Raw genomic sequence first — 20,047 nt, forward strand, 5'->3', positions numbered from 1 at the left:
GCGTTCGGACTAACTCAAGTGGGGGTGAACCAAGCCTACGCTTCGAACCAGATCTCTCAAGGTGCTTTCACCTTCTATTCCGAGCTCAGCCTGATGGGAGCTGGGACTGGCATTGTTGCGGCGTTCTCCGGCGGCAACCCGGCAGGCATGCTTGCGGCCGCCCGCCGTCGTCCGCCAGTTCGTCGGCGGCGGGCAGTGGCAGAGTCGGCGCGAGGGGCACGGCCAGCGCGATTGGCAGGTGGAGCTGAAGCGGCGCGACGACGGCAGCGTCGGCGGGCGGGTTACCGTCCTCGGTTCGCCGCTGCTCGACGAGGCGCGAATCGAAGGCCGCATCGACGGCGCCGAGGTCTATGGCGTGCTGGTCGGCCCCGACGACCGGCAGATCGGTACGTTCACCGGGACACGTGCGCGCAAGAGCCTGAGCGGCACGTACACGTTCGCCGACGGCGACACGGACACGTGGCGCCGCCGGACCCGCCTTTTGCCCTCCGCCGCCAGGTGCTACAAGAGGCCGCTATGTTGCAACGGGCGTGGCGCCTGTGCGCAGCCGCGACACTGGGCGCGTCGGAAGCGGTTCTACACGCCCTGGGGCGCCGGCCCCCTTACGCCGTGCTCACGGTCGATCTCGACGGCGAACTCAACGAACAGGTCTGGAGCAACCCCCTGTTCGGCATGCCGCAGCGAATCGATTACCTCGGTCTCATCGCCGCCCTGCGCTGGGCGCGCGAGGACCCGGCCGTGCGCGGCGTCCTTCTGCAGTGCGGCAACATCCACGGCGGTTGGGCCAAACTCGACGAGTTGCATCGCCTGGTCGCCGGCCTGCGGGCCGCCGGGAAGACGGTTTGGGCCCATCTGACCCACGGCGGCTTGCGCGAGTATCTGGTCGCCTGCGCCGCCGAACGGGTGCTCCTCGCACCCACCGCCACACTCGATATTACCGGCCTGTCTTCCGAAGTCACCTTCGTCGCCGGTACCCTCGAAAAGCTCGGCATCGAACCCGACGTCATCCAGATGGGCAGGTACAAGTCGGCCGCGGAGACCTTTACCCGTCAAGACATGTCCGCACCGCACCGGGAGATGCTCGACAGCCTGCTCGGCGACCTGTACGACCAGATCGTTGCCGCCGTGGCCGCCAGCCGCCGCCGCCCCGAGAGCGACGTGCGCGAACTCCTCGATGGCGGGCCGTTCATCGCCGGCGATGCCCTGAAGCTCGGCCTGGTGGACGCTCTGGCGTACGCCGACGAAGCCGACGCTGGTCTGCGCGCCGCCTGCGACCAGGGACCGGCGATCCGCATGGGCGATTACGCGGCCCGCCGGGGCCGTACGATTAGACGCCGCGTGCTGCGCCAGGCCAGGACCACCGTGGGACTGCTCCACATCACTGGGACCGTGAAGATGGGCGATAGCGTACCGGGAGCCGACGGCGCCAGTGCGACCGGCGTGGTCGCGGCGACGCGCGACCTGGCCGAACTCCGTGAGCGCCCCGACATCGGCGCGATCGTCCTCCGCGTCGCCAGCCCCGGCGGCTCCGGCCTCGCCTCGGATCTGCTCTGGCGCGAGGTGACGCGGGCCCGCGAACGCAAGCCGGTGGTGGTTTCGTTCGGTGACATGGCGGCCTCCGGAGGTTACTACGTGGGGGTCGCGGGTTCGTCGGTCATTGCCGGCGCCGGTACCATTACCGGCTCCATCGGCGTGCTCGCCGGCAAGGCTGTCCTGCGCGGCCTGTACGACCGCGTCGGCATAACCAAACAACTGGTAACGCGCGGCCGCCATGCGGCGCTCTACTCGGACTACCTGCCCCTCGGCGACGAGGAGCGCGAACTCCTGCGGCGCGAAGCGGCCTCGTTTTACGACGTCTTTCTGGATAAGGTCGCCGCCGGCCGGCATCTCAGTCGCGACGCGGTGGCGGCGGTTGCCGAAGGCCGCGTCTGGACCGGCCGACAAGCCCTCGCTCTCGGGCTCGTCGACCAAATCGGCGGCCTCGAACACGCGCTCGACGAAGCCAAGGTGCTGGCCGGCGTCACGCGCGAGACGATCGTCGCTATCGACCGCTATCCGAAGCCGAAGCGGTGGTGGAAACTGTCGCTCAATCTCGCGTCGCCGCACGCCGAGATCATGGCCCGCTGGTCGTGGTTCGGCGGCCTTTACCGCGAACGGGTCTGGGCCCTCCTCCCGTTCCGTTTCCGATTCTTCTGACCCATGCCGGCACCTGGAGAACGATGGACACCTCGACAGAACATCTCGACCTGATCGTCAACGCGACCCATTGGGATCCCTTTCAGATCCTCGGCCCGCACCACGTCGACGGCGGCTGGGTCGTGCGCGCTTTCGTGCCGCAGGCGCGCGAAGTGGACTACGTCCCCGTGGCCGGCAACAAACGCGTGCCCTTGCGCAGGGTGCACTCGGCGGGGCTCTTCGAAGCGCGCCTCGAAAGCCGGCCGGAACCCGCGCAGTACCGCCTGCGCATCGTCGACCAACACGGCCACGGCTTCGAAACCTACGATCCCTATGCCTTTCCGCCCATTCTGTCCGACTTCGACCTCCACCTCATCGCCGAAGGCCGACACTACACCAAGTACGAAAAGCTCGGCGCTCATACCGCCGAGATCGCCGGTGTGCGCGGCGTCAACTTCGCCGTCTGGGCTCCCAACGCCCAGCGCGTGTCGGTGGTCGGCGACTTCAACAACTGGGACGGCCGCCGACACCAGATGCGTGTCCGCGGCAGTACCGGGGTCTGGGAGCTGTTCGTCCCCGGCCTTCAGGAAGGCGACCTGTACAAGTACGAGATCAAGGGACGCGAGCACGGCTTCCTGGGCGTCAAGACCGATCCCTACGGCTTCCACTTCGAACACCGGCCGAAGACCGCGGCGATCGTCTACGACATCGACCGCTACACCTGGAACGACGCGGCTTGGATGGAGCGCCGACAGCGGTTCGACTGGCTCCATCAACCGCTCGCGCTGTACGAGGTTCACCTCGGTTCGTGGATGCGGGTCCCCGAGGAAGATAGTCGCTGGCTGACGTACCGCGAGCTGGCGCCGAAGCTGACGGCTTACGTGAAGGACATGGGCTTCACCCACGTCGAGTTGCTGCCCATCACCGAGCACCCCTTCGACCTCTCGTGGGGCTACCAGACCCTCGGTTACTTCGCCCCGACCAGCCGTTTCGGCACCCCCACCGATTTCATGTGGTTCGTCGACTACCTCCACCAGCAGGGTATCGGTATCGTTCTGGACTGGACCCCCGCGCACTTTCCGCGCGACGCGCACGGCCTCGCGCACTTCGACGGCACCGCGCTTTACGAATATGCCGACCCGAAGAAAGGCGAACAGCGCGACTGGGGCAGCCTCGTCTTCGACTACGGCCGCTGGGAGGTGCGCAACTACCTCATCTCGAGCGCCCTGTTCTGGCTCGACAAGTACCACGTCGACGGTCTGCGCGTGGACGGTGTCGCCTCAATGCTCTACCTCGATTACTCCCGTCCGGCCGGCGAATGGGTACCGAACGTTTTCGGCGGGCGCGAAAACCTGGAAGCCGTCGACTTTCTCAAGACGTTCAACGAAGTCGTGCACCGCTATCATCCGGGCGTCGTCACCATCGCCGAGGAATCCACCGCCTGGCCCGCCGTCTCCCGCCCGACGTACGCCGGCGGCCTCGGGTTCAGCATGAAGTGGAACATGGGGTGGATGAACGACACGTTGGACTACTTCTCCAGGGATCCCGTGTACCGGCGCTACCACCATCACCATCTCACGTTCTCGATGCTTTACGCCTTCAGCGAGAACTTCATTCTGCCGCTCTCCCACGACGAGGTGGTACACGGGAAGCGGGCCCTGCTCGACAAGATGCCGGGCGACCTGTGGCAGAAGCTGGCCAATCTGCGGGCCTTCTACACGTACTTCTACACCCATCCGGGCAAGAAATTGCTCTTTCAGGGCGGCGAGATCGGACAGTGGACGGAATGGAATTGCACCGAGAGCGTCCCCTGGCACCTGGTCGAGCACGACATGCACCGCCAGGTGCAGGCCCTCGTGCGCGACCTCAACCGGCTCTATCGCCAGGAAGCGGCGCTGCACGACCTCGAGTTCGATCACCAGGGCTTCGAATGGATCGACTGCAACGACGCCGACGCCAGCGTGATTTCCTTCCTCCGCTTCGCGCGCGATCGCCGGAACTTCCTTGTGGTGGTGTGCAACTTCACGCCCGTGGCGCGCCTCGGCTACAGCGTCGGCGTACCGGCCGGCGGCGCTTACCGCGAGGCGCTGAACAGCGACTCCGAGTACTACGGCGGCAGTAACGTCGGCAATGGCCTCGGCGTCACCGCGGAGCAGAGAACCTGTCACGGCCGGCCGTTCTCGCTGTTGGTCGACGTCCCACCGCTCGGGGCGATCGTCCTGAAACCCACGGCCACGACGGAAGGTCCGTGATGCTCCGGTCGGAATCGATCGCCGGCCGCCCCGAGGATGTGGGTATCGACAGCAGGCGGCTCGAAGCTCTGTTCGCGCGCGCCGGCCGCGACGTCGACGAAGGCGTTCTGCCGAGTGCGCAGGTGGCGGTGGCACGCCACGGCCGGCTTGCCGGCGTGCGGACGTTCGGTCGTGCCACCCAGGGCGGCGTCGACGCGCCGGCCACCGACGCAACGCTTTACAGCGTGTTCTCCGTTACCAAGGCGGCCATCGCGGTGTCGGTGTGGCAACTGCTGGAAGCCGGCAAGTTGAACCTCGCGGAACGCGTGGCCGAGGTCATCCCCGAGTTCGGCACGAACGGCAAGGAGGTCATTACCATCGAGCAGCTTCTGCTGCTCGTCGGCGGCTTTCCCTACGCTCCGTTTCATCCCGATCACTGGGACGACCGCGGGCGACGGCTCGCCGCCTTCGGCAAGTGGCGTCTGAACTGGGAACCCGGCAGTCGCTACGAGTACCACCCGACCTCGGCGCACTGGGTGCTCGCCGAACTCATCGAGCGGCGCTCCGGCGAGGACTACCGCGACTACGTGCGCAATCGTGTGACCGGACCGATGGGCCTCGACGAGTACTTCCTCGGCCTGCCGGCCGAGCACAACCACCGCGTCGCCGACGTCTGTTACGTGGGTGCACCGCTCGCGCCACCGGGCGGCTGGAAGGACGTAACCCCGGATGCGATCCTGCAACTGAACCGGCCCGAGCTGCGTCTGATCGGCATTCCGGGCGGCGGGGCCGTAGCGAGTGCGGCAGAGCTGGCGATGTTTTACCAGACCTTGCTCGCCGGCGGAGTTACGCCGAACGGGACCCGCATTCTCGCGACCGAGACGATCGTCTGCGCAACCCGCGTTCGCACGCAGGATCACCACCGCGACCCCATCCTCGACATCCCGGTCAACCGGGCGCTCGGGGTCGTGGTCGCCGGAGCCGATGGCTGCGCCCACCTGCGCGGCTTCGGCCATGCTGCGTCACCGTGCGCCTTCGGCCACGGGGGAGCGGGCGGTCAGGTGGCATGGGGCGACCCTGCAACCGGGATCTCTGTCGGCTATTGCACCAACGGCTTCGTCGACTGGCTCACCGCCGGCCGCCGCACCACCGCGATTTCGACCCTGGCGGCGCAGTGCGTGGCGTGATCCGGCTGTCGGGCTCCAATACGCCGGATCGATGACCGCTCGACCCGGGCGGGCAACCCGGCGAGGCCGGACAGCCTACCTGGCGCCGCGACGGTCTGCGCCCCTTTGACTTTGCTCTCCCGAGGCTCAACTCTACGGCGATGGACTACCAGCATATCCTCTACACCGTTGACGGATCGATCCTCACGATCACGTTGAACCGCCCGGAGAAGCTCAACGCCTTCACGACGCGGATGCAGCACGAACTCATTGACGCCTGCGACCGGGCCGACGCCGACGACTCCATCCGCGCGATCGTCGTAACCGGTGCCGGGCGGGCCTTCTGCGCCGGCGCCGATCTGTCCGGAGGCGGCGCCACCTTCGACAGCAGTCGCGGTCCGCGCCCCGAGACCCTCGACGAGCACCGCGACGGCGGCGGTCAGGTCACGCTGCGCATCTTCGACCTCACCAAACCGATCATCGCCGCCATCAACGGGCCGGCCGTCGGCGTCGGCATCACCATGACCCTGCCGATGGACATCCGTATCGCCGCCGACACCGCAAAGATGGGATTCGTGTTCACCAGACGTGGCATCGTCCCAGAAGCCTGCAGTAGCTGGTTCTTGCCCCGCCTCGTCGGGATCGGCCGCGCCGCCGAGTGGGTTTACACCGGTCGCGTCTTCCCCGCCGCCGAGGCGCTGGCCGGCGGACTGGTTTCGCGTATCGTCGCTCCCGAGGCCCTGCTCGATACCGCCTACGGCCTCGCCAACGAAATCGCCGGCGGCACGTCCGCCGTATCCGTCGCCTTGTCCCGCCAGCTCCTCTGGCGCATGCTGGGAGCGGATCATCCAATGGCGGCGCACCGGATCGACTCGCAGTGCATCTACTGGATGGGCCGGTCCGCCGACGCGGTCGAAGGCGTCACGTCATTTCTCGAGAAACGGCCGCCGCAGTTCACGATGCGACCGAGCACCAACATGCCGCCATTCTACCCGTGGTGGCCGCCCCGGCCCTTCAAGTGAGCCGCCAGCCGATGTCTCAACCCGACTCCCTCGAAGCGCTCTTCGATCTCCTCTTTTCGTTCGTGCGCACCGGAGTGGTCAAGGCGGCGATCGACCTCGATCTGTTCACCTACATCTCGCGCGGGCGCAACACCGTCGACGCCGCTGCGCTCGCCACCCACGCCGACGAGAGGGGCGTGCGCATCCTGCTCAATGCGCTGGTCGCCCAGGGATTGCTCGCCAAGCAAGCCGGCCAGTACGAGCTGACGCCGGTGGCGGAGCAGTTCCTCGTCAAGGACTCGGCCCTTTACGCCGGCGGCTTCGCGCGCGTTACCGCCAACCCCATCATCTGGGACGCCGTCGGCCAGCTCAGCGATATCGTGAGGACCGGGCAGCCGCCCGAGTCGATCGTTCACGTTCCGGATCACGACTTCTGGCTGGAGTTCTGCGAGGCGTCCGAACGCACCTCCGCCTACACCGCGGCACTGGTCGCGGACGCGCTCCCGCTGGCCACCGACCGCCCGGTCGAGGTGCTCGACGTTGCGTGCGGTTCCGGCGTCTACGGTTTCACCATTCTGGAGCGCTGGCCGCAGGCCCGCGTAACGGCCCTAGATTGGAAAGACGTCGTCAGGGCGGCGCAACAGACCGCGCAGCGCCGCGGCCTGGCCGAGCGCATGAACTGGATCGCCGGCAGCGCCTTCGACACGCCGATCCCTCAGGGCCGCTTCGATCTCGTGCTCGCCAGCCATTTCATTCATCATTTTCCGCCCGCGCAGGTGATCCACCTGGCGATGCGCTTCATTCGCGCGCTCAAGCCCGGCGGCACGCTCGCGCTGCACGAGTGGGTCGCCGACGACGAGCGCACCACCCACGGACCGGCTCTGATGTTTGCCGTCCTCATGCTGGCGTCCACCGCCAGCGGCGACGTCTATACCTTCCGCGAGTTCACTGAAATGCTCGAAGCCGCCGGATTCGGCGGCGTAAGACGGGCACCGCTCGGACGCCACGGCACCGAGGTAGTGCTGGCGCGCAGAGAGGAGTGAGATGCGTCCCGGGCCCGGGACTTGAAGACCCGGGTCCGAAGTCCAACGTTCGAGTCGGTGTTCCCGGGCCGCGGGTCCGGAACCGCAGGTGGGGAGTTATCGATGGATCTCTCGTTTACGCCGGAGCAGGAAGCCTTTCGCCGGCAGGTACGCGCCTGGGTCAAGGCCAACCTGCCAAAACGCGACCCGGAAGCGGGATCGTTGGAATCCGGCGACCCCCGCCGGATTCGCATGCTCAAGGCCTGGCAGCGCAAGCTCTACGATGCCGGCTACGTCGCCATGGGTTGGCCACGCGAATACGGTGGCCAGGGGGCGGACGTCGTTCAGCAGACCATCGTCAACGAGGAGCTGATCGTCGCCCGCGCCCCCGGACTGGTCGGTGGCATGGGCATCCAGATGGTCGGTCCGACCCTCATCCAGCACGGCACCGAGGAACAGCGCCGGCGCTTTCTTCCGAAGATCCTCACCGCCGAAGAGATCTGGTGCCAGGGCTACTCCGAACCCGGCTCCGGTTCCGATCTTGCCTCGCTGCGCACCCGGGCCGAGCTCGTCGGCGATGAGTTCATCATCAACGGGCAGAAGGTCTGGACCTCCAACGCTCACTTCGCCGATTGGATGTTCTGTCTCGTACGGACCGATCCCGAAGCTCCCAAGCACCGCGGCATTTCCTATGTGCTCATCGACATGAAGACGCCCGGCATCGCCGTGCGCCCGCTCATCCAGATGACCGGCGAACCCGGGTTCAACGAGGTCTTCTTCGATGACGTACGCATCCCACGGGAGAACCTCGTTGGCGAGCTGAATCAGGGCTGGCTGGTCGCTAATGCGACCCTGCAGCACGAACGCAACATGCTCGGCTCGACGACCACCACGCAGATGATGATGAACGGCCTGTTGCGGCTGGCCAGGACCTGTCAACGCAACGGCCGGGCAGCCGCCGACGATCCGGTCGTTCGGCAACAACTCGCCGACCTGATCATTCGTGTCGAAACCATGAAGTACCACGCCTATCGGCAGCTCACCGACGCGATTCGTAAGCGACCGCCAGGCATCGGGGCGTCAGTGAACAAGCTCGTGTCCACCGAACTGAACCACGACATCGCGGCGATGGCGCTCGACGTGATGGGCCCGTACGGCTCGCTTGGCCGGGGCGCCGCCGACGCCCACGACCGCGGCGACTGGCCGATCCATTTCATGTTCTCGTTGGGCTTGATCATCGGCGGCGGCACATCGCAGATTCAAAAGAACATCATCAGCGAACGCGGGCTGGGCATGCCGAGATAGGGGTGTCGCTCGTCGTTTGTTATTGGTCTGGAGACCAGAACCCGCACTTCCCTACCCCGAGGTACCCTCCATGGACTTCGCCCTTTCCGAGGAACAGGAGCTTCTGCAACAGAGCGCGCGCGACTTCCTGGCGCGCGAGTGCGCGCCGACCGTGGTGCGCCAGACAATGGCCACGCCGGAGGGATATTCGCCGGCGCTGCACCAGAAGATGGCCGCCCTCGGCTGGACCGGCCTCGTCATCCCGGAGAAGTTCGGCGGTCTCGGGCTCGGCCTTCTCGACCTTGCCGTGCTCTGCGAGGAATTGGGCCGCGCCGCGGTTCCCGGACCGTTCTTCGCCACGGCGGTGCTCGGAGCGTTGAGCCTCGTCCACGCGCGAGGAGCGACCGCGCAGCAGAAACTCTGGCTGCCGCAGATCGCGGCGGGGGAAGCTCTGGCAACGCTCGCCGTCTCCGAGGGCGAGCCGTGTCCGACCCCGGCTGCGATCCGAACCAGGTGCACTTCGACACGTAGCAGCTTTCGTCTGTCGGGAACCAAGCTATTCGTGCCCGACGCCCACGTTGCCGATCTCATCGTCACGGCGGCTCGCACCCGCGGTCGCGACGCCGACGGCGTCTGCCTGTTCGCCGTCCCCCGTGATACCCCGGGAGTCACCGTCCGGCCCCTGCCCGACGTCGATCAGACGCGGCGACCGTGCGCCGTGGAGCTGCGCGACGTCGAACTGCCGAAGAGTGCGCGGCTGGCCGACGAGCCGGCCGGCTGGCGGGCTCTGAGCCGGGTCACGGATGCCGCCTGCGTCACCATCGCCGCCGACAGTCTCGGCGGATCGCAACGCGCCCTGGAAATGGCGGTCGATTATGCCAGGACCCGCGAGCAGTTCGGCCGGCCGATCGGCTCGTTCCAGGCGCTCAAGCACATGGCGGCCGAGATGGTCAGCGAGATCGAGCCGGCGCGGTCGCTGGTCTGGTACGCTGCGTACGCGTACGACCACGAGCCGAGGCGTGCCGGTCTCGCCGCCGCCATGGCGAAGGCCCGACTCACCGATATCTACAGTCGAACCACGAACCGCGCCGTCCAGATGCACGGCGGCATCGGTTTCACGTGGGAGCACGACATGCAGCTCTGGTTCAAGCGCGCCCTGTGGAACCGCACCGCCTTCGGGGACGCGGTGTTCCACCGCGAGCGGGTGGCCACACTGTCGGTCTAGGCCGGCGTTCCGCTCCTCGACCCGGACAGGGTAACCGCGTACCCACCGACCCCTGGCATTCATGCTGATCCGCGACCCGATTCACGGCGATATCAGGCTGGACCCGGTCGAGACCGCCGTCCTCGACCTGCCCGAGGTGCAGCGCCTGCGCGGCGTCAAGCAGCTCGGTACGGCCCATCTGGTGTATCCGGGGGCTGTGCACACGCGCTTCGATCACAGCCTCGGGGTGTGCGCGCTCGCCCACCGTATGGTCGCGGAACTGCGCCGGGCCGGAACCCCGATCGACCGGGACGTCGAAACGCTCATCGGCGTGGGCGCGCTGTTGCACGACGTCACGCACGTGCCCTTCGGCCACACCCTGGAAGACGAGCGCCGCCTCCTGCCGCGCCACGACAAAGGCGTGCGCCTGATGCGGATGTTCGACGGCGCGCTGGGGGACGCCCTGGCTCAGCTCGGCCTGCGCGACCGCATTGCCGAGTTCTTCGCCCTGCAGGGCGATACAGGCACGGTGCCGGCGTGGGCACGCGAGATCGTCGCCAGCACCATTGACGCCGACCTCCTCGACTATCTGCGGCGCGACTCCTACTTCACGGGTCTCGCGCAGCAGTATGACGACCGCATCTTTCGGCACTTCGTGGTCGCGGACGGCCATCTCGCCGTCAACATGACCAAGCACGGCATGGAACGTCCGGACGCGCGTTCGGAGACGGTACAACTCCTGCGGATGCGCTACTTCCTCACCGAGCGAGTGTACTACCACCACACCAAGGTCGCCGCGGGCGCGATGATCTCGAAGGCCGTCGAACTCGCCCGCGAATGCGGCGCACTCGACGAGGACGAGCTGTTGGAACTCAACGACTGGACGTTGCTGGACCGCCTGCGTGCGGTGCCGTCGGCGGCGAGTCCCGATCCGCGCATCGCCGTGCTGGTTGGCCGCCTCGAACGTCGCGCCCTGCTCAAGCGCGGGTACGTGTGCTCGCCGTTGACGGTGCCAGCGGAAGACCGCCGCCGACTGGTACAGCGGTTCCACGAAACGGCCGCGGAGCGCCGCGCCGTCGAACACGATCTGGCCCGAGCGATCGGTTGCGACCCGACCGAAGTCATCCTGTACTGCCCCGCGCTCACGGTCATGAAGGAAGCCGCGGCCCTCGTCCACACGCCGCGCGGTCTCGTTGCCCTGAACCGTTACGACGACGACGGCACCGCCGAAATCGGCGCGATCGAAGCGCGCTACGCGGCGCTGTGGCGGCTGTACGTGTTCGTACCCGAGGGAGCGGCCGCCCGGGCCGCCTCGGCCGCCGCGGCGGTTATCGGGTACCCGAGCGAACACCGGCGTCACTGATCGCCGGCACGACGGCCGCCCATGCGTTGCGCGACGAACTCGACCACGTTGGTTGTCCTGGCGCTGTTGCTGCTGACCGCGTGTGGTGGCGACAGTGACCCGGCAGCGGCAACCGCCCCTTTCGCTGAGTTCGAGTGGCAAGCGGAAGAGCCGGACGTACGCGTGCAGAGACTCTGCACCGAAGCCGCGGATCCGGACCGCGCCCCGGATACCACTTTCATTCACTGCGCCGTCGAGGGTGCCACCTTTGCGCCGGCGAGGGTGCGCCCGAAGACGGACATCGTCGTCCTCGCCTACAACATCGAGCGCGGGTTCGGCGCCGATGCCCAACTGGCGCGCCTGCGTGACGGCACGATCCCCGCGCCGGACGTCCTGCTCCTCAGCGAGGTCGACCGCGGCTGCGCCCGCACCGCGTTCCGCAACATTGCCCGCGACTACGCGCGTGCCCTCGGGTACGGGTACGTCTACGCCACCGAGTTCGTCGAACTGCCGAGCGTGCGCGGTGCCGCGGGGCCGTACGATCCGCCGCTCTGCGAGCATGGCAATGCGATCGTGGCGCGCTATCCGCTCGGCAACGTTCGCACCATCCGTCACGCCCGAAACTGGAGCTGGTACACGCCGCCCGACGAGCCCCACCCCGACGAGCCGCGCCTCGGCGGCAGGGTTGCCATCGCTGCGGACATGCGAATCGGTCGCGGCCTGGTTCGGCTCTACGTGCTGCACCTCGAATCCGAGGCGACCGCCGCGCGGATAAGGGCGGCTCAGGCGGCAGAGATCGCTGCCGACGCCCTTGCCGTGCCCTACCCGGTGGTGGTCGGCGGCGACCTCAACGCCTACGGCGCCGTTTTCGACCTGGAGTACGGCGCTGCCAACGACGGCCCGACGCAGGCCTTCCTCACGCGCGGCTTCGACGACGCCCACGCGCCGTTGCCGCCGCGTACCCGAACGACCAGCTTCGATCCGGCGCCCTTGATCATCGACTTCCTGTTCACGCGCGGCGTCGCGGTCTCCAACCCGGGCATCTGCCCGCAGGACCGCTGCGGCAACCTCTCCGATCACCTGCCGATCTGGGCCACCGTGCACGTCGGCGAATGACGGCGGGAAACGGGCATGGTTACCGAGTCGGCGCCGAACGACGGCTCGGCATCAGCGTCGCTCGACGCTCGCCGCACCAGAACGCGTTCCTTCGAGAACGCGATCGAGGGCGCCGTAAACCCGTAGAGTGGCGTGCAAGTGGCACGCTCGAGGAACCGCCAGCCGCACCGCAAGATTCCGGTTGCGACCCCCGATCTTCTTCGGTAGTGACACGTCGTCGCGGCGGGTGTCGCGACGCCCGCCCGTAGTCGGCGGGGTGTCGATTCCACGCACCACCAACCGAGAGGAGGTCCAGAAACGATGCGTCACACCATAGCTGTTGCGGCCGCCGCATGTGCGCTGTCCTTCACGCTCGCCGCGTCCGCTCGGGCCGGCGACCCGCCCATTGCCGCCGCGGCCGAGGGCGTCACCTTCACCGCCACGGCCAAGATTACGGCGCTCGACATGAAGACTCGCTCGATTACCATCGAGGCCGAGGACGGATCGACGTGGTCTTTCAAAGTGGACGACAAGGTCCAGAACCTCGATAAGGTCAAAGTGGGCGACGTCATAGTCGTCAAGGGCTTCGCCGCCGTCGCCGTCGCCCTCAAGGGACCCAAGTCCGGCCCCGCCGGCGCCGAGGTCGACGAGGCGTTCGTCAAGGCCGCGAAGGGTCAAATGCCGGCCGGTGCGGTCGTCGAGCAGATCACGCTGCAGGGCAAGATCAAGGCCATCGACACCAAGGCGCCGTCGGTCACGTTCGAAGGACCCGGCGGTAAAGTTACCACTGTCAAGGCCAAGGACGCCAAGGCCCTGCAAGGTCTCCAGGTTGGCGACGACGTCACCGTCACCCTCCTTGAGGGATTGGCCATCGCCGTCGAGCATCCGGCAAAGTAACCGTAACCGGAGGTTGGAGAATCCCGCCCCGCCCTGAGGAGGCCGCCGTCAGCCGGGGCATCCTCAGGGCGGGCGGTGCGCGGCGGATCGGGACCGGTTCGTACCCGCTGAAGATCCGGAGCGATTGAGCCGGTATGTCCGCCGCACCGAATTCGCTGCGCCCCAGTGCGAAGATCTCCGGGGCCTGTTTCCTGCTGTCCGCGTTCTCCTTCGTCACCGGCTGGGTACTGGTAATCGCGGCGGCACCCGACGTGGTTGCGTTCTTCTACCAACCGCGGGTCATTGCCATCGTTCATACCTTCACGCTCGGCTGGATCAGCCTGGCGATGACCGGCGTGCTGTTCCAGTACGTGCCGGCTCTGACCAAGGAGCCGCTGCTACTGCCCCGATTGGCGCCGGTGCAGGTGGCGCTGTTTGCCTTCGGTACGTCGGGCGTGGTGGCGCATTTCTGGATTCGCCGCCCCGTGGGCATGGTCTGGAGCGCCGCCTGCCTGCTGGCTGCCGTCCTGCTGCTCGCCCTGCACCTCGGCTGGCCGCTCTGGCGCAGCCGCAACCGTGACACAACGACCATCGGCCTGTCGGTAGCCGTGCTGTGCCTGCTCGGCACCGCGACGCTCGGCTTCCTGTTCGCCGTCAACACGGTCGCTCCGTTTCTCGGCGGCGGTGTGTTCGGCAATCTCGCCGCCCATGCCCACCTCGGTCTGCTGGGCTGGATCACTCTGACGATGTGCGTGGTGTCTTACCGCATGAGTACGGCCTTTCTCCTGCCGACGGAGTTCCAGGTCCGGGCGATTCGGTGGCAGGTCGGAAGCCTGATCGTCATCGTCCCGTTGCTGGTGCTGAGCTTGTTGCTGCGCAGTCGTGTGTCGGTCGTATTGACGGTCTTGTTGGCGGCCAGTCTGGGGCGGTACGCGTCGATTATAGTCGGGTTTCTGCGCACGCGACGCATGCCGGTCGACTGGAGCACAAGGCATGTGCTCACGGCTTTCGTGCACTTAGCGGTCGCCGGCGTGGCGGGCCTGGCGCTGCTCACGATTGTCGACCCTGGCACGCCTGCCGGCAGCCGCCTCACGGTGGCATACGGCACGCTCGTGCTCTTCGGTTGGATCTCCAACTACATCGTCGGCTTCGGCAGCCGCATGATGTCGGGCATGATGGGAAGTGGCGGCCGGGTGTTGCTCGCCAACGGCGTTCACATCGCCGTGTACGGCTTCCTCAACCTGGGCGTAGCCGGCACCGTAGCGGCCGTGCTCGCCGGCGACCCGGGCGCCCTGCGCGTTGCCGCCTGCCTGCCGCTCGCGGCCGGCACCGTGTTCGCAGCCGCCCTGTTCCGCCGGGCAATGAAATGAACCGCCGTCCCGAGGCCAGCCCCGGCGGACCGTCCGGAGCGGCCGCGCGCACACTCCGACGAGCGCGGCGCGGGGTTCGTCCCTCCCCTCCCCTCACTTCACCTCGTCGTAGTCCACCGGCTGCGGGGCGCGCAGACCGCGAGCCGTGTACCACTCCTCGATGCGGGTCCAGATCTCTTCGGCGCTTTCCGCGAAAGCGAACAGGTGTACGTCTCCCGGATCGATAACCCCTTGTTCGGCGAGGAACGCCGGGTCGAAGGCGCGGCGCCAGAACGCCTCGCCGACCAGCACCACCGGCACCGGATCGATGGTGCGCGTCTGAATGAGGCAGAGCACCTCGAAGAGCTCGTCGAAGGTCCCGTAACCGCCCGGGAACGCCACCAGAGCGCGGGCCTTAGCGACGAAGTGCATTTTGCGCAGGGCAAAGTAGCGGAACCTGAAGCACAGATCGGGCGTGATGTACGGGTTGGGCACCTGCTCGTGCGGCAGGCTGATGTTGAACCCGACACTCGCGTGACCGGCTTCCGAGGCGCCACGGTTTCCGGCCTCCATGATGCCCGGACCGCCTCCGGTTACGATGACGAAGTTGCGTTCTCCCGGCCTCTGGTAGCGGTGACTGACGAGGGCTGCGAACTCCCGGGCAACTTCGTAATAGGCGCTGAGCGCATGGAGGTTCTCGGCGACGCGCAGCCGCCGCGCCGCCTCGGTATCGTCGGGATGGGCGGCGGCCTCGGCTCGTGCGGCTTCGAGGCGGACCTGGGAGCGGGCCGGGTCGGTAATCCGGGTGCCGCCGAACAGCACGATGGTCGAGTAGACGTCGTTAGCCGCGAACGCCAGTTGCGGCTTCATGTACTCGAGCATGAGGCGAACCCCGGTCAGGTTCGGCCGGCTCAATAAAACAATGTCCCGTTCTGCCATCACGTACGACTGACTCTTGATAATCGCCTCCTGGCGCGGGTCGGGTTTGTTGATCCTGCCATCTTCAGGGTGCGTTGGATGGTCGGCCATGGGTCCTCCTACGGTACCAGCCCGCGACCGTCGCGCGCGGGGGCGCCTGAGCGATCGCATGGCCGATTATGATATTTATCATCCGTGGCGCTTTTAACTTGCCTATTTGCCCCGTTCCGGGTTCTAGTGCCACACGTTTGACCTGACGAAGAGGACGTCGGGACGTGACAGGCACAGGACCTGCGGAGCGGTTCGGCTGCGCCGCACGGGAGGGTTGGTAATGCGCGATTTGCGATGGTGCGTTTTCGTTTTCTCGCTGTTTTCCGCCGCTCTGCCGGCCGCCGGACAGAACCCCAACTGTCCAACCGCCGCGAGCACCTTCGAACTCATCCAGAAGGGCATCTTCGAGAAGCACGGGTGCGATGTCGCTTACTGTCACGGCGAAACCAAGCTGACGAATCTCGATATGCGTGCCGGCGCTTCCTACGCCGATCTCGTAAACCGGCCTGCGATTACCAGCCTCAAGGGTCTCGATCGCATCGAGCCGGGGCAGCCGGATCAAAGTCATCTTTACCGGGTGATGGACTACCGCACGAACGATCTGAAGTTGTATCCGGGTGAACCGATTCCGGTCGGCCGTCCACGCATCAACCGCGAAGAACTGGAAGGCGTGCGCCTCTGGATTCTCGCCGGCGCGCCAAAGACCGGCATTGTGCCCGGGGTAGCCAATCGGATCGACCTCTGCGAACGCGATATCGAAGCTTACTACGGGTATGTGCCTCCGTGCGAACCGGGCGACCCGGACCTCCTGCTACCTGACCTGATCAGCGAGGCCCCGAGAGATGTTCGCGTCAGTTCCCGGGACGGCAAGCACCGCATAACCTTCACAGCCTCTATCGCCAACGTCGGCCAGGGCCCGCTGATCATTCAGCCCGCCTTTCTGCCCACGGGGCCCGGAGCGATCCAGGCCATGCAGGTCATCAACAAGCGTGACGGCAAGCGCTGCGCCCGGCCCGCCGGCGAAATCATCTACTCCGCCAGCGGCGCGCACTGGCGGTACGACAACATCATCGATTACGAACTGCGCAAGGGCGATCCGGTGACCGGCCAGGTCGTCGGTCTCGTCGCCAAGTCGACCAACTGTCTTGTGGACGCCGAGCAAGTGCGGGGGTGGCGCGGTGGCCATCAATTCGAGGCGCATTGCGAAGACGATCTCGGTCGGATGGGCATCTCGGTGGGATTCAAGGATGTGTACCGTAGCTCCACCGACGGCCAGACGATCGAGGTCGATGCCGATCCGGACACGGTACCCTCCGGCAGCTACTACTTGGTCACGGTCGCCGACCCGACCGATGTGGTTTGGGAAACCAATAACGACAGAGCCGCAAACAGCGCCTCGTACCGGTTGGCCCTGCGTACCACCCGTCCCCGCCCGGGGAGCGGTGGGCCGCCCCAGCCGACGGCTTCGGCCACCGGCATTGTTCGGCCGCCGCGAACTCCGACCCCGGGAGACCCAGGCCAGGGCGACTGCCGGCAGGTTGCGAGCACGTACGAACTCATTCAGCGCGGGGTTTTCGAGCGCCAGAGCTGTAACCAGGCAATCTGTCACGGTGAGAACCGCGGTGGGGAACTCGACTTGCGCGCGCCGGGGTCGTACGCGGACCTGCTCGACGAGGCTGTCGGCATCAACGGCATGAGACTGGTCGAGCCGGGCGCTCCGGAACGGAGCATGCTGTGGCTCAAGCTGGCGGCACGCACTCTGGGACGTCGCGGCGTGCCGGGTGTGGCAATGCCCGTCGGAGGCATGCCGACCAGCCCTGAAGCGCTTGACGTCATACGGCTATGGATTCTGGCCGGTGCGCCGGAACATGGAATGGTTCCCGGCACCGCGGATCGAATCGATCCCTGCCCGCCGCCGCCGTCCGACGGTGGGGACGAAGATCTACCGGTATGCAGACGGGAAGATCCGGATCTGCTGCTCCCCGAACTCACCGTCGAACCACCGAAGGACGTGCGCACGCTCATCCGCTTCGGACACCGCCGCATCGAGTTTACCACCAGTGTGGTAAACACGGGCGATGGACCGCTGATCATCCAGGCCGCGGAACGTTCGGAGAGTCCCCCGACCGACTTCGTCCCGGCCGAGCAGGTCATTCTGCGGCGCGACGGTTCGAAGTGTGCGCGCCCCGCCGGCAGCATGTGGTTCACCGGCAGCGGCGGACACTGGTCTTACGGACACGTTGTGAATTACGAGTTGCGCAAGGACGATCCGATGACCGGCGATCTGATGGTTCTGGCCACCAAGTCGGCGTACTGCCTGCTCGATACCGACCCGATAAGGTATGCGGACGGCCGGCTCAATCAGTTTGAAGCCCACTGTACGGACACGCTCGGACGCATGGGTATTTCCGTCGGCTTCAAGGACGTCTACGAGCGCGCGCATCCGGCGCAATGGATCGACCTTGACGGCGATCCGGAGAAGGTCATCGATTCGGGCAACTATTATCTCGTCAACGTCGTCAATCCGGCCAATATGCTGTGGGAAAAGGACGACAGCCGTGAATCGAATGTCGGATACGTCAATGTCGGCGTTCCCTTCCCCGACCCGGACGGCCCAGGTACCGTACCGACGGTACGGCCGACGACCGGGCCGTCACCAGTTCCGACGGTAACCGCACAACCGTCGCGGCCGACCCGACCCGATCGTCCCACGCGGCCGATACACCGTCCGCGGCCGACCCGACCGCAGCGTCCGGAGCGGATTATTCGGTCGCTGCGTTGAGCGGCCGCGGCGTGAGGTGGGATGACAGGGCTCTCCGCGTTCTCGCGGCCGGCGCGGTGGCGCATCGCCACGCTGGTGTTCGTGCACGTGGCGATCGCCGCACACATCGTGCACTGGCGGCTGGCGGGCCGTTCGCTCTCGTCGATTCAACTGAGTGACGCCGGCCGGTTTGCGGCCGAAGGGGTGGTGACGGCGGCGCTGCTACTCATGGTAGCGGTGCTGGTTGCGACCATGGTGTTCGGGCGCTTCTTCTGTGCCTGGGGTTGCCACATGCTTGCCTTTCAGGAGGCCTGTCGTTTTGCCCTTACCCGCCTGGGCATTCGCCCGCGACTGATTCGCCTGCGTCTCCTCTGGGTGGTGCCCCTGGTTGCCGCCTTCTACATCTTCTTCTTCCCCGCGGTGCAGCGCCTCTGGCTCGGCGTGCCGCTGCCGACGCCACAGTTGGAGCTCACCTCCGAAAACCTCTGGACACACTTGCCGGGGCCGACGAGCGCCGTACTCACGTTCCTCGTTTGCGGCGTTCTAATGGTCTACTTCCTGGGCTCGTTGAGCTTCTGCAAGTACGTCTGCCCCTACGGCGCACTGTTCGCGCTCGCCGACCAGTTCTCCCTCGGCCGCATACGACTGATCGGCGACTGCGACGGCTGCGCGCGCTGCACCGCCGCCTGCACGACCGGCGTGCAGGTGCATGCCGAAGTGCAACGCCTGTCGATGGTGGCGAACTCCGGATGTATGCGCTGCTTCGAGTGTGTCAGTGCTTGCCCGCAACGAGTGCTGGCTTACCGTTTCGGGCGTCCGGCACTGACCGCCGGAACCCGCACGGGACTGACGCCCTTCCCGTTCACGCTGGGCGAAGAGGCGCTCGTCCTCGGGCTCTGTGCCGCGGCGTTCCTGGCGTTGCACGGCCTCTACGACCGGGTGCCGTTGTTGCTCGCCCTGGGCGCGAGCGTGATCGCCGGTTACTGTGGCGCCATGGTACTGCGCCTGCTGCGGCAGCCCGTGGTGGCACTGCGGGGCATTGCCTTGAAGCAGGCGGGCACGCTGTCGGCGGCCGGGCGCGTCTTTGCCGCCGGATGCGTCATCCTGCTCGGCTTTCTGATCCACTCCGCCGGCGTCCAGTACCACCACTGGCAGGCCGTATCGGCCATCACGACCCTCGGCTTCCCCCAGTTGCGTTCGGATTACTCCAATGCGGAGCGCGGGACCGCGGCGACCGCGGCAGCAAACCTCGAGCGGTGCGTCCGCTACGGTCTGGTCGAAACGTTCGACGACCACATGCGGCTGGCATGGTTGGGCCGCGCCCTCGGGGAGTCCCACCGAGTCGAAAGGCACCTGCGCCGGGCAGCAGACCTCGATCCGACGCAACCGGCGGCCCACTTCAACCTCGGCAAGGAGCTGGCGCGGCAGGGCCGCAGCGGCGAGGCCGCAGTGGCTTTCGCCAGCGCAGTGCGCCTGGCGCCGCACCTGGCGGCTTACTTACCGCCCGAGACGGCCGCGGTCAGAACCGCCGTGGCGCGATAACGCTTGCGACCTGCCGCACAGGTCGGCCGG

The 20,047-nt window shown here is 66.8% G+C and carries 14 protein-coding genes; 13 read left to right on the top strand and 1 reads right to left on the bottom strand.

Going from position 1 to position 20,047, the window contains the following annotated elements; translation table 11 throughout:
- Nucleotides 1–516 precede the first annotated feature (516 nt).
- The 11 genes from sppA to L6Q96_06525 all read left to right on the top strand — a co-directional run bounded on the left by sppA (nt 517) and on the right by L6Q96_06525 (nt 14,766).
- Nucleotides 517–2,196: a signal peptide peptidase SppA gene (gene sppA / locus L6Q96_06475; GenBank protein ID MCK6554218.1), complete on the top strand. Its 1,680-nt coding sequence runs from the start codon at nt 517–519 to the stop codon at nt 2,194–2,196.
- A gap of 23 nt (nt 2,197–2,219) precedes the next feature.
- Nucleotides 2,220–4,427, top strand: a complete 2,208-nt coding sequence (gene glgB, locus L6Q96_06480; GenBank protein ID MCK6554219.1) for a 1,4-alpha-glucan branching protein GlgB — start codon at nt 2,220–2,222, stop codon at nt 4,425–4,427.
- A complete protein-coding gene (locus L6Q96_06485; GenBank protein MCK6554220.1) occupies nt 4,427–5,593 on the top strand; it encodes a beta-lactamase family protein in 1,167 nt (388 codons plus the stop codon). The genes glgB and L6Q96_06485 overlap by 1 nt, the downstream gene beginning before the upstream one ends.
- A 140-nt stretch (nt 5,594–5,733) precedes the next feature.
- On the top strand, nt 5,734–6,594 hold the full coding sequence (locus L6Q96_06490; GenBank protein ID MCK6554221.1) for a crotonase/enoyl-CoA hydratase family protein: 861 nt from the start codon (nt 5,734–5,736) through the stop codon (nt 6,592–6,594).
- 11 nt (nt 6,595–6,605) lie between these two features.
- The gene (locus L6Q96_06495; protein ID MCK6554222.1) at nt 6,606–7,616 is read left to right on the top strand and encodes a methyltransferase domain-containing protein; all 1,011 of its coding nucleotides are present in this window, start codon (nt 6,606–6,608) and stop codon (nt 7,614–7,616) included.
- 102 nt (nt 7,617–7,718) lie between these two features.
- Nucleotides 7,719–8,900, top strand: a complete 1,182-nt coding sequence (locus tag L6Q96_06500; GenBank protein MCK6554223.1) for an acyl-CoA dehydrogenase — start codon at nt 7,719–7,721, stop codon at nt 8,898–8,900.
- A 70-nt stretch (nt 8,901–8,970) separates the two neighbouring features.
- Nucleotides 8,971–10,104 (top strand): acyl-CoA/acyl-ACP dehydrogenase, encoded by a 1,134-nt coding sequence (locus tag L6Q96_06505; protein MCK6554224.1) that lies wholly within the window; start codon nt 8,971–8,973, stop codon nt 10,102–10,104.
- Nucleotides 10,105–10,165: 61 nt separating this feature from the next.
- Nucleotides 10,166–11,446: an HD domain-containing protein gene (locus L6Q96_06510; protein ID MCK6554225.1), complete on the top strand. Its 1,281-nt coding sequence runs from the start codon at nt 10,166–10,168 to the stop codon at nt 11,444–11,446.
- 21 nt (nt 11,447–11,467) lie between these two features.
- Entirely contained in the window at nt 11,468–12,541 is a 1,074-nt protein-coding gene (locus tag L6Q96_06515; GenBank protein ID MCK6554226.1) for an endonuclease/exonuclease/phosphatase family protein, read from the top strand.
- Nucleotides 12,542–12,841: 300 nt separating this feature from the next.
- Nucleotides 12,842–13,417 (top strand): hypothetical protein, encoded by a 576-nt coding sequence (locus L6Q96_06520; protein ID MCK6554227.1) that lies wholly within the window; start codon nt 12,842–12,844, stop codon nt 13,415–13,417.
- 134 nt (nt 13,418–13,551) lie between these two features.
- Nucleotides 13,552–14,766, top strand: a complete 1,215-nt coding sequence (locus tag L6Q96_06525; protein MCK6554228.1) for a hypothetical protein — start codon at nt 13,552–13,554, stop codon at nt 14,764–14,766.
- A gap of 93 nt (nt 14,767–14,859) precedes the next feature.
- On the opposite strand, the gene L6Q96_06530 is transcribed toward L6Q96_06525, so the two are convergent.
- Nucleotides 14,860–15,774 carry an LOG family protein gene (locus tag L6Q96_06530; GenBank protein ID MCK6554229.1) on the bottom strand — a complete coding sequence of 305 codons (915 nt, stop codon included), beginning with the start codon at nt 15,772–15,774 and terminating at the stop codon, nt 14,860–14,862.
- A 220-nt stretch (nt 15,775–15,994) separates the two neighbouring features.
- On the opposite strand from L6Q96_06530, the gene L6Q96_06535 reads away from it, so the two are divergent.
- Together L6Q96_06535 and L6Q96_06540 are read left to right on the top strand one after the other, a co-directional pair.
- Nucleotides 15,995–18,496 carry a hypothetical protein gene (locus L6Q96_06535; protein MCK6554230.1) on the top strand — a complete coding sequence of 834 codons (2,502 nt, stop codon included), beginning with the start codon at nt 15,995–15,997 and terminating at the stop codon, nt 18,494–18,496.
- 21 nt (nt 18,497–18,517) lie between these two features.
- Entirely contained in the window at nt 18,518–20,017 is a 1,500-nt protein-coding gene (locus L6Q96_06540; protein ID MCK6554231.1) for a 4Fe-4S binding protein, read from the top strand.
- Nucleotides 20,018–20,047 lie beyond the last annotated feature (30 nt).

Source organism: Candidatus Binatia bacterium (genome assembly GCA_023150935.1).
Lineage (GTDB): Bacteria > Desulfobacterota > Binatia > HRBIN30 > HRBIN30 > JAKLJW01.

Excerpts from the sequence above, each read along its gene's own strand:
- sppA (MCK6554218.1), top strand. The coding sequence starts at position 517 with ATGTTGCAACGGGCGTGGCGCCTGTGCGCAGCCGCGACACTGGGCGCG.
- glgB (MCK6554219.1), top strand. The coding sequence starts at position 2,220 with ATGGACACCTCGACAGAACATCTCGACCTGATCGTCAACGCGACCCAT.
- L6Q96_06485 (MCK6554220.1), top strand. The coding sequence starts at position 4,427 with ATGCTCCGGTCGGAATCGATCGCCGGCCGCCCCGAGGATGTGGGTATC.
- L6Q96_06490 (MCK6554221.1), top strand. The coding sequence starts at position 5,734 with ATGGACTACCAGCATATCCTCTACACCGTTGACGGATCGATCCTCACG.
- L6Q96_06495 (MCK6554222.1), top strand. The coding sequence starts at position 6,606 with ATGTCTCAACCCGACTCCCTCGAAGCGCTCTTCGATCTCCTCTTTTCG.
- L6Q96_06500 (MCK6554223.1), top strand. The coding sequence starts at position 7,719 with ATGGATCTCTCGTTTACGCCGGAGCAGGAAGCCTTTCGCCGGCAGGTA.
- L6Q96_06505 (MCK6554224.1), top strand. The coding sequence starts at position 8,971 with ATGGACTTCGCCCTTTCCGAGGAACAGGAGCTTCTGCAACAGAGCGCG.
- L6Q96_06510 (MCK6554225.1), top strand. The coding sequence starts at position 10,166 with ATGCTGATCCGCGACCCGATTCACGGCGATATCAGGCTGGACCCGGTC.
- L6Q96_06515 (MCK6554226.1), top strand. The coding sequence starts at position 11,468 with ATGCGTTGCGCGACGAACTCGACCACGTTGGTTGTCCTGGCGCTGTTG.
- L6Q96_06520 (MCK6554227.1), top strand. The coding sequence starts at position 12,842 with ATGCGTCACACCATAGCTGTTGCGGCCGCCGCATGTGCGCTGTCCTTC.
- L6Q96_06525 (MCK6554228.1), top strand. The coding sequence starts at position 13,552 with ATGTCCGCCGCACCGAATTCGCTGCGCCCCAGTGCGAAGATCTCCGGG.
- L6Q96_06530 (MCK6554229.1), bottom strand. The coding sequence starts at position 15,774 with ATGGCCGACCATCCAACGCACCCTGAAGATGGCAGGATCAACAAACCC.
- L6Q96_06535 (MCK6554230.1), top strand. The coding sequence starts at position 15,995 with ATGCGCGATTTGCGATGGTGCGTTTTCGTTTTCTCGCTGTTTTCCGCC.
- L6Q96_06540 (MCK6554231.1), top strand. The coding sequence starts at position 18,518 with ATGACAGGGCTCTCCGCGTTCTCGCGGCCGGCGCGGTGGCGCATCGCC.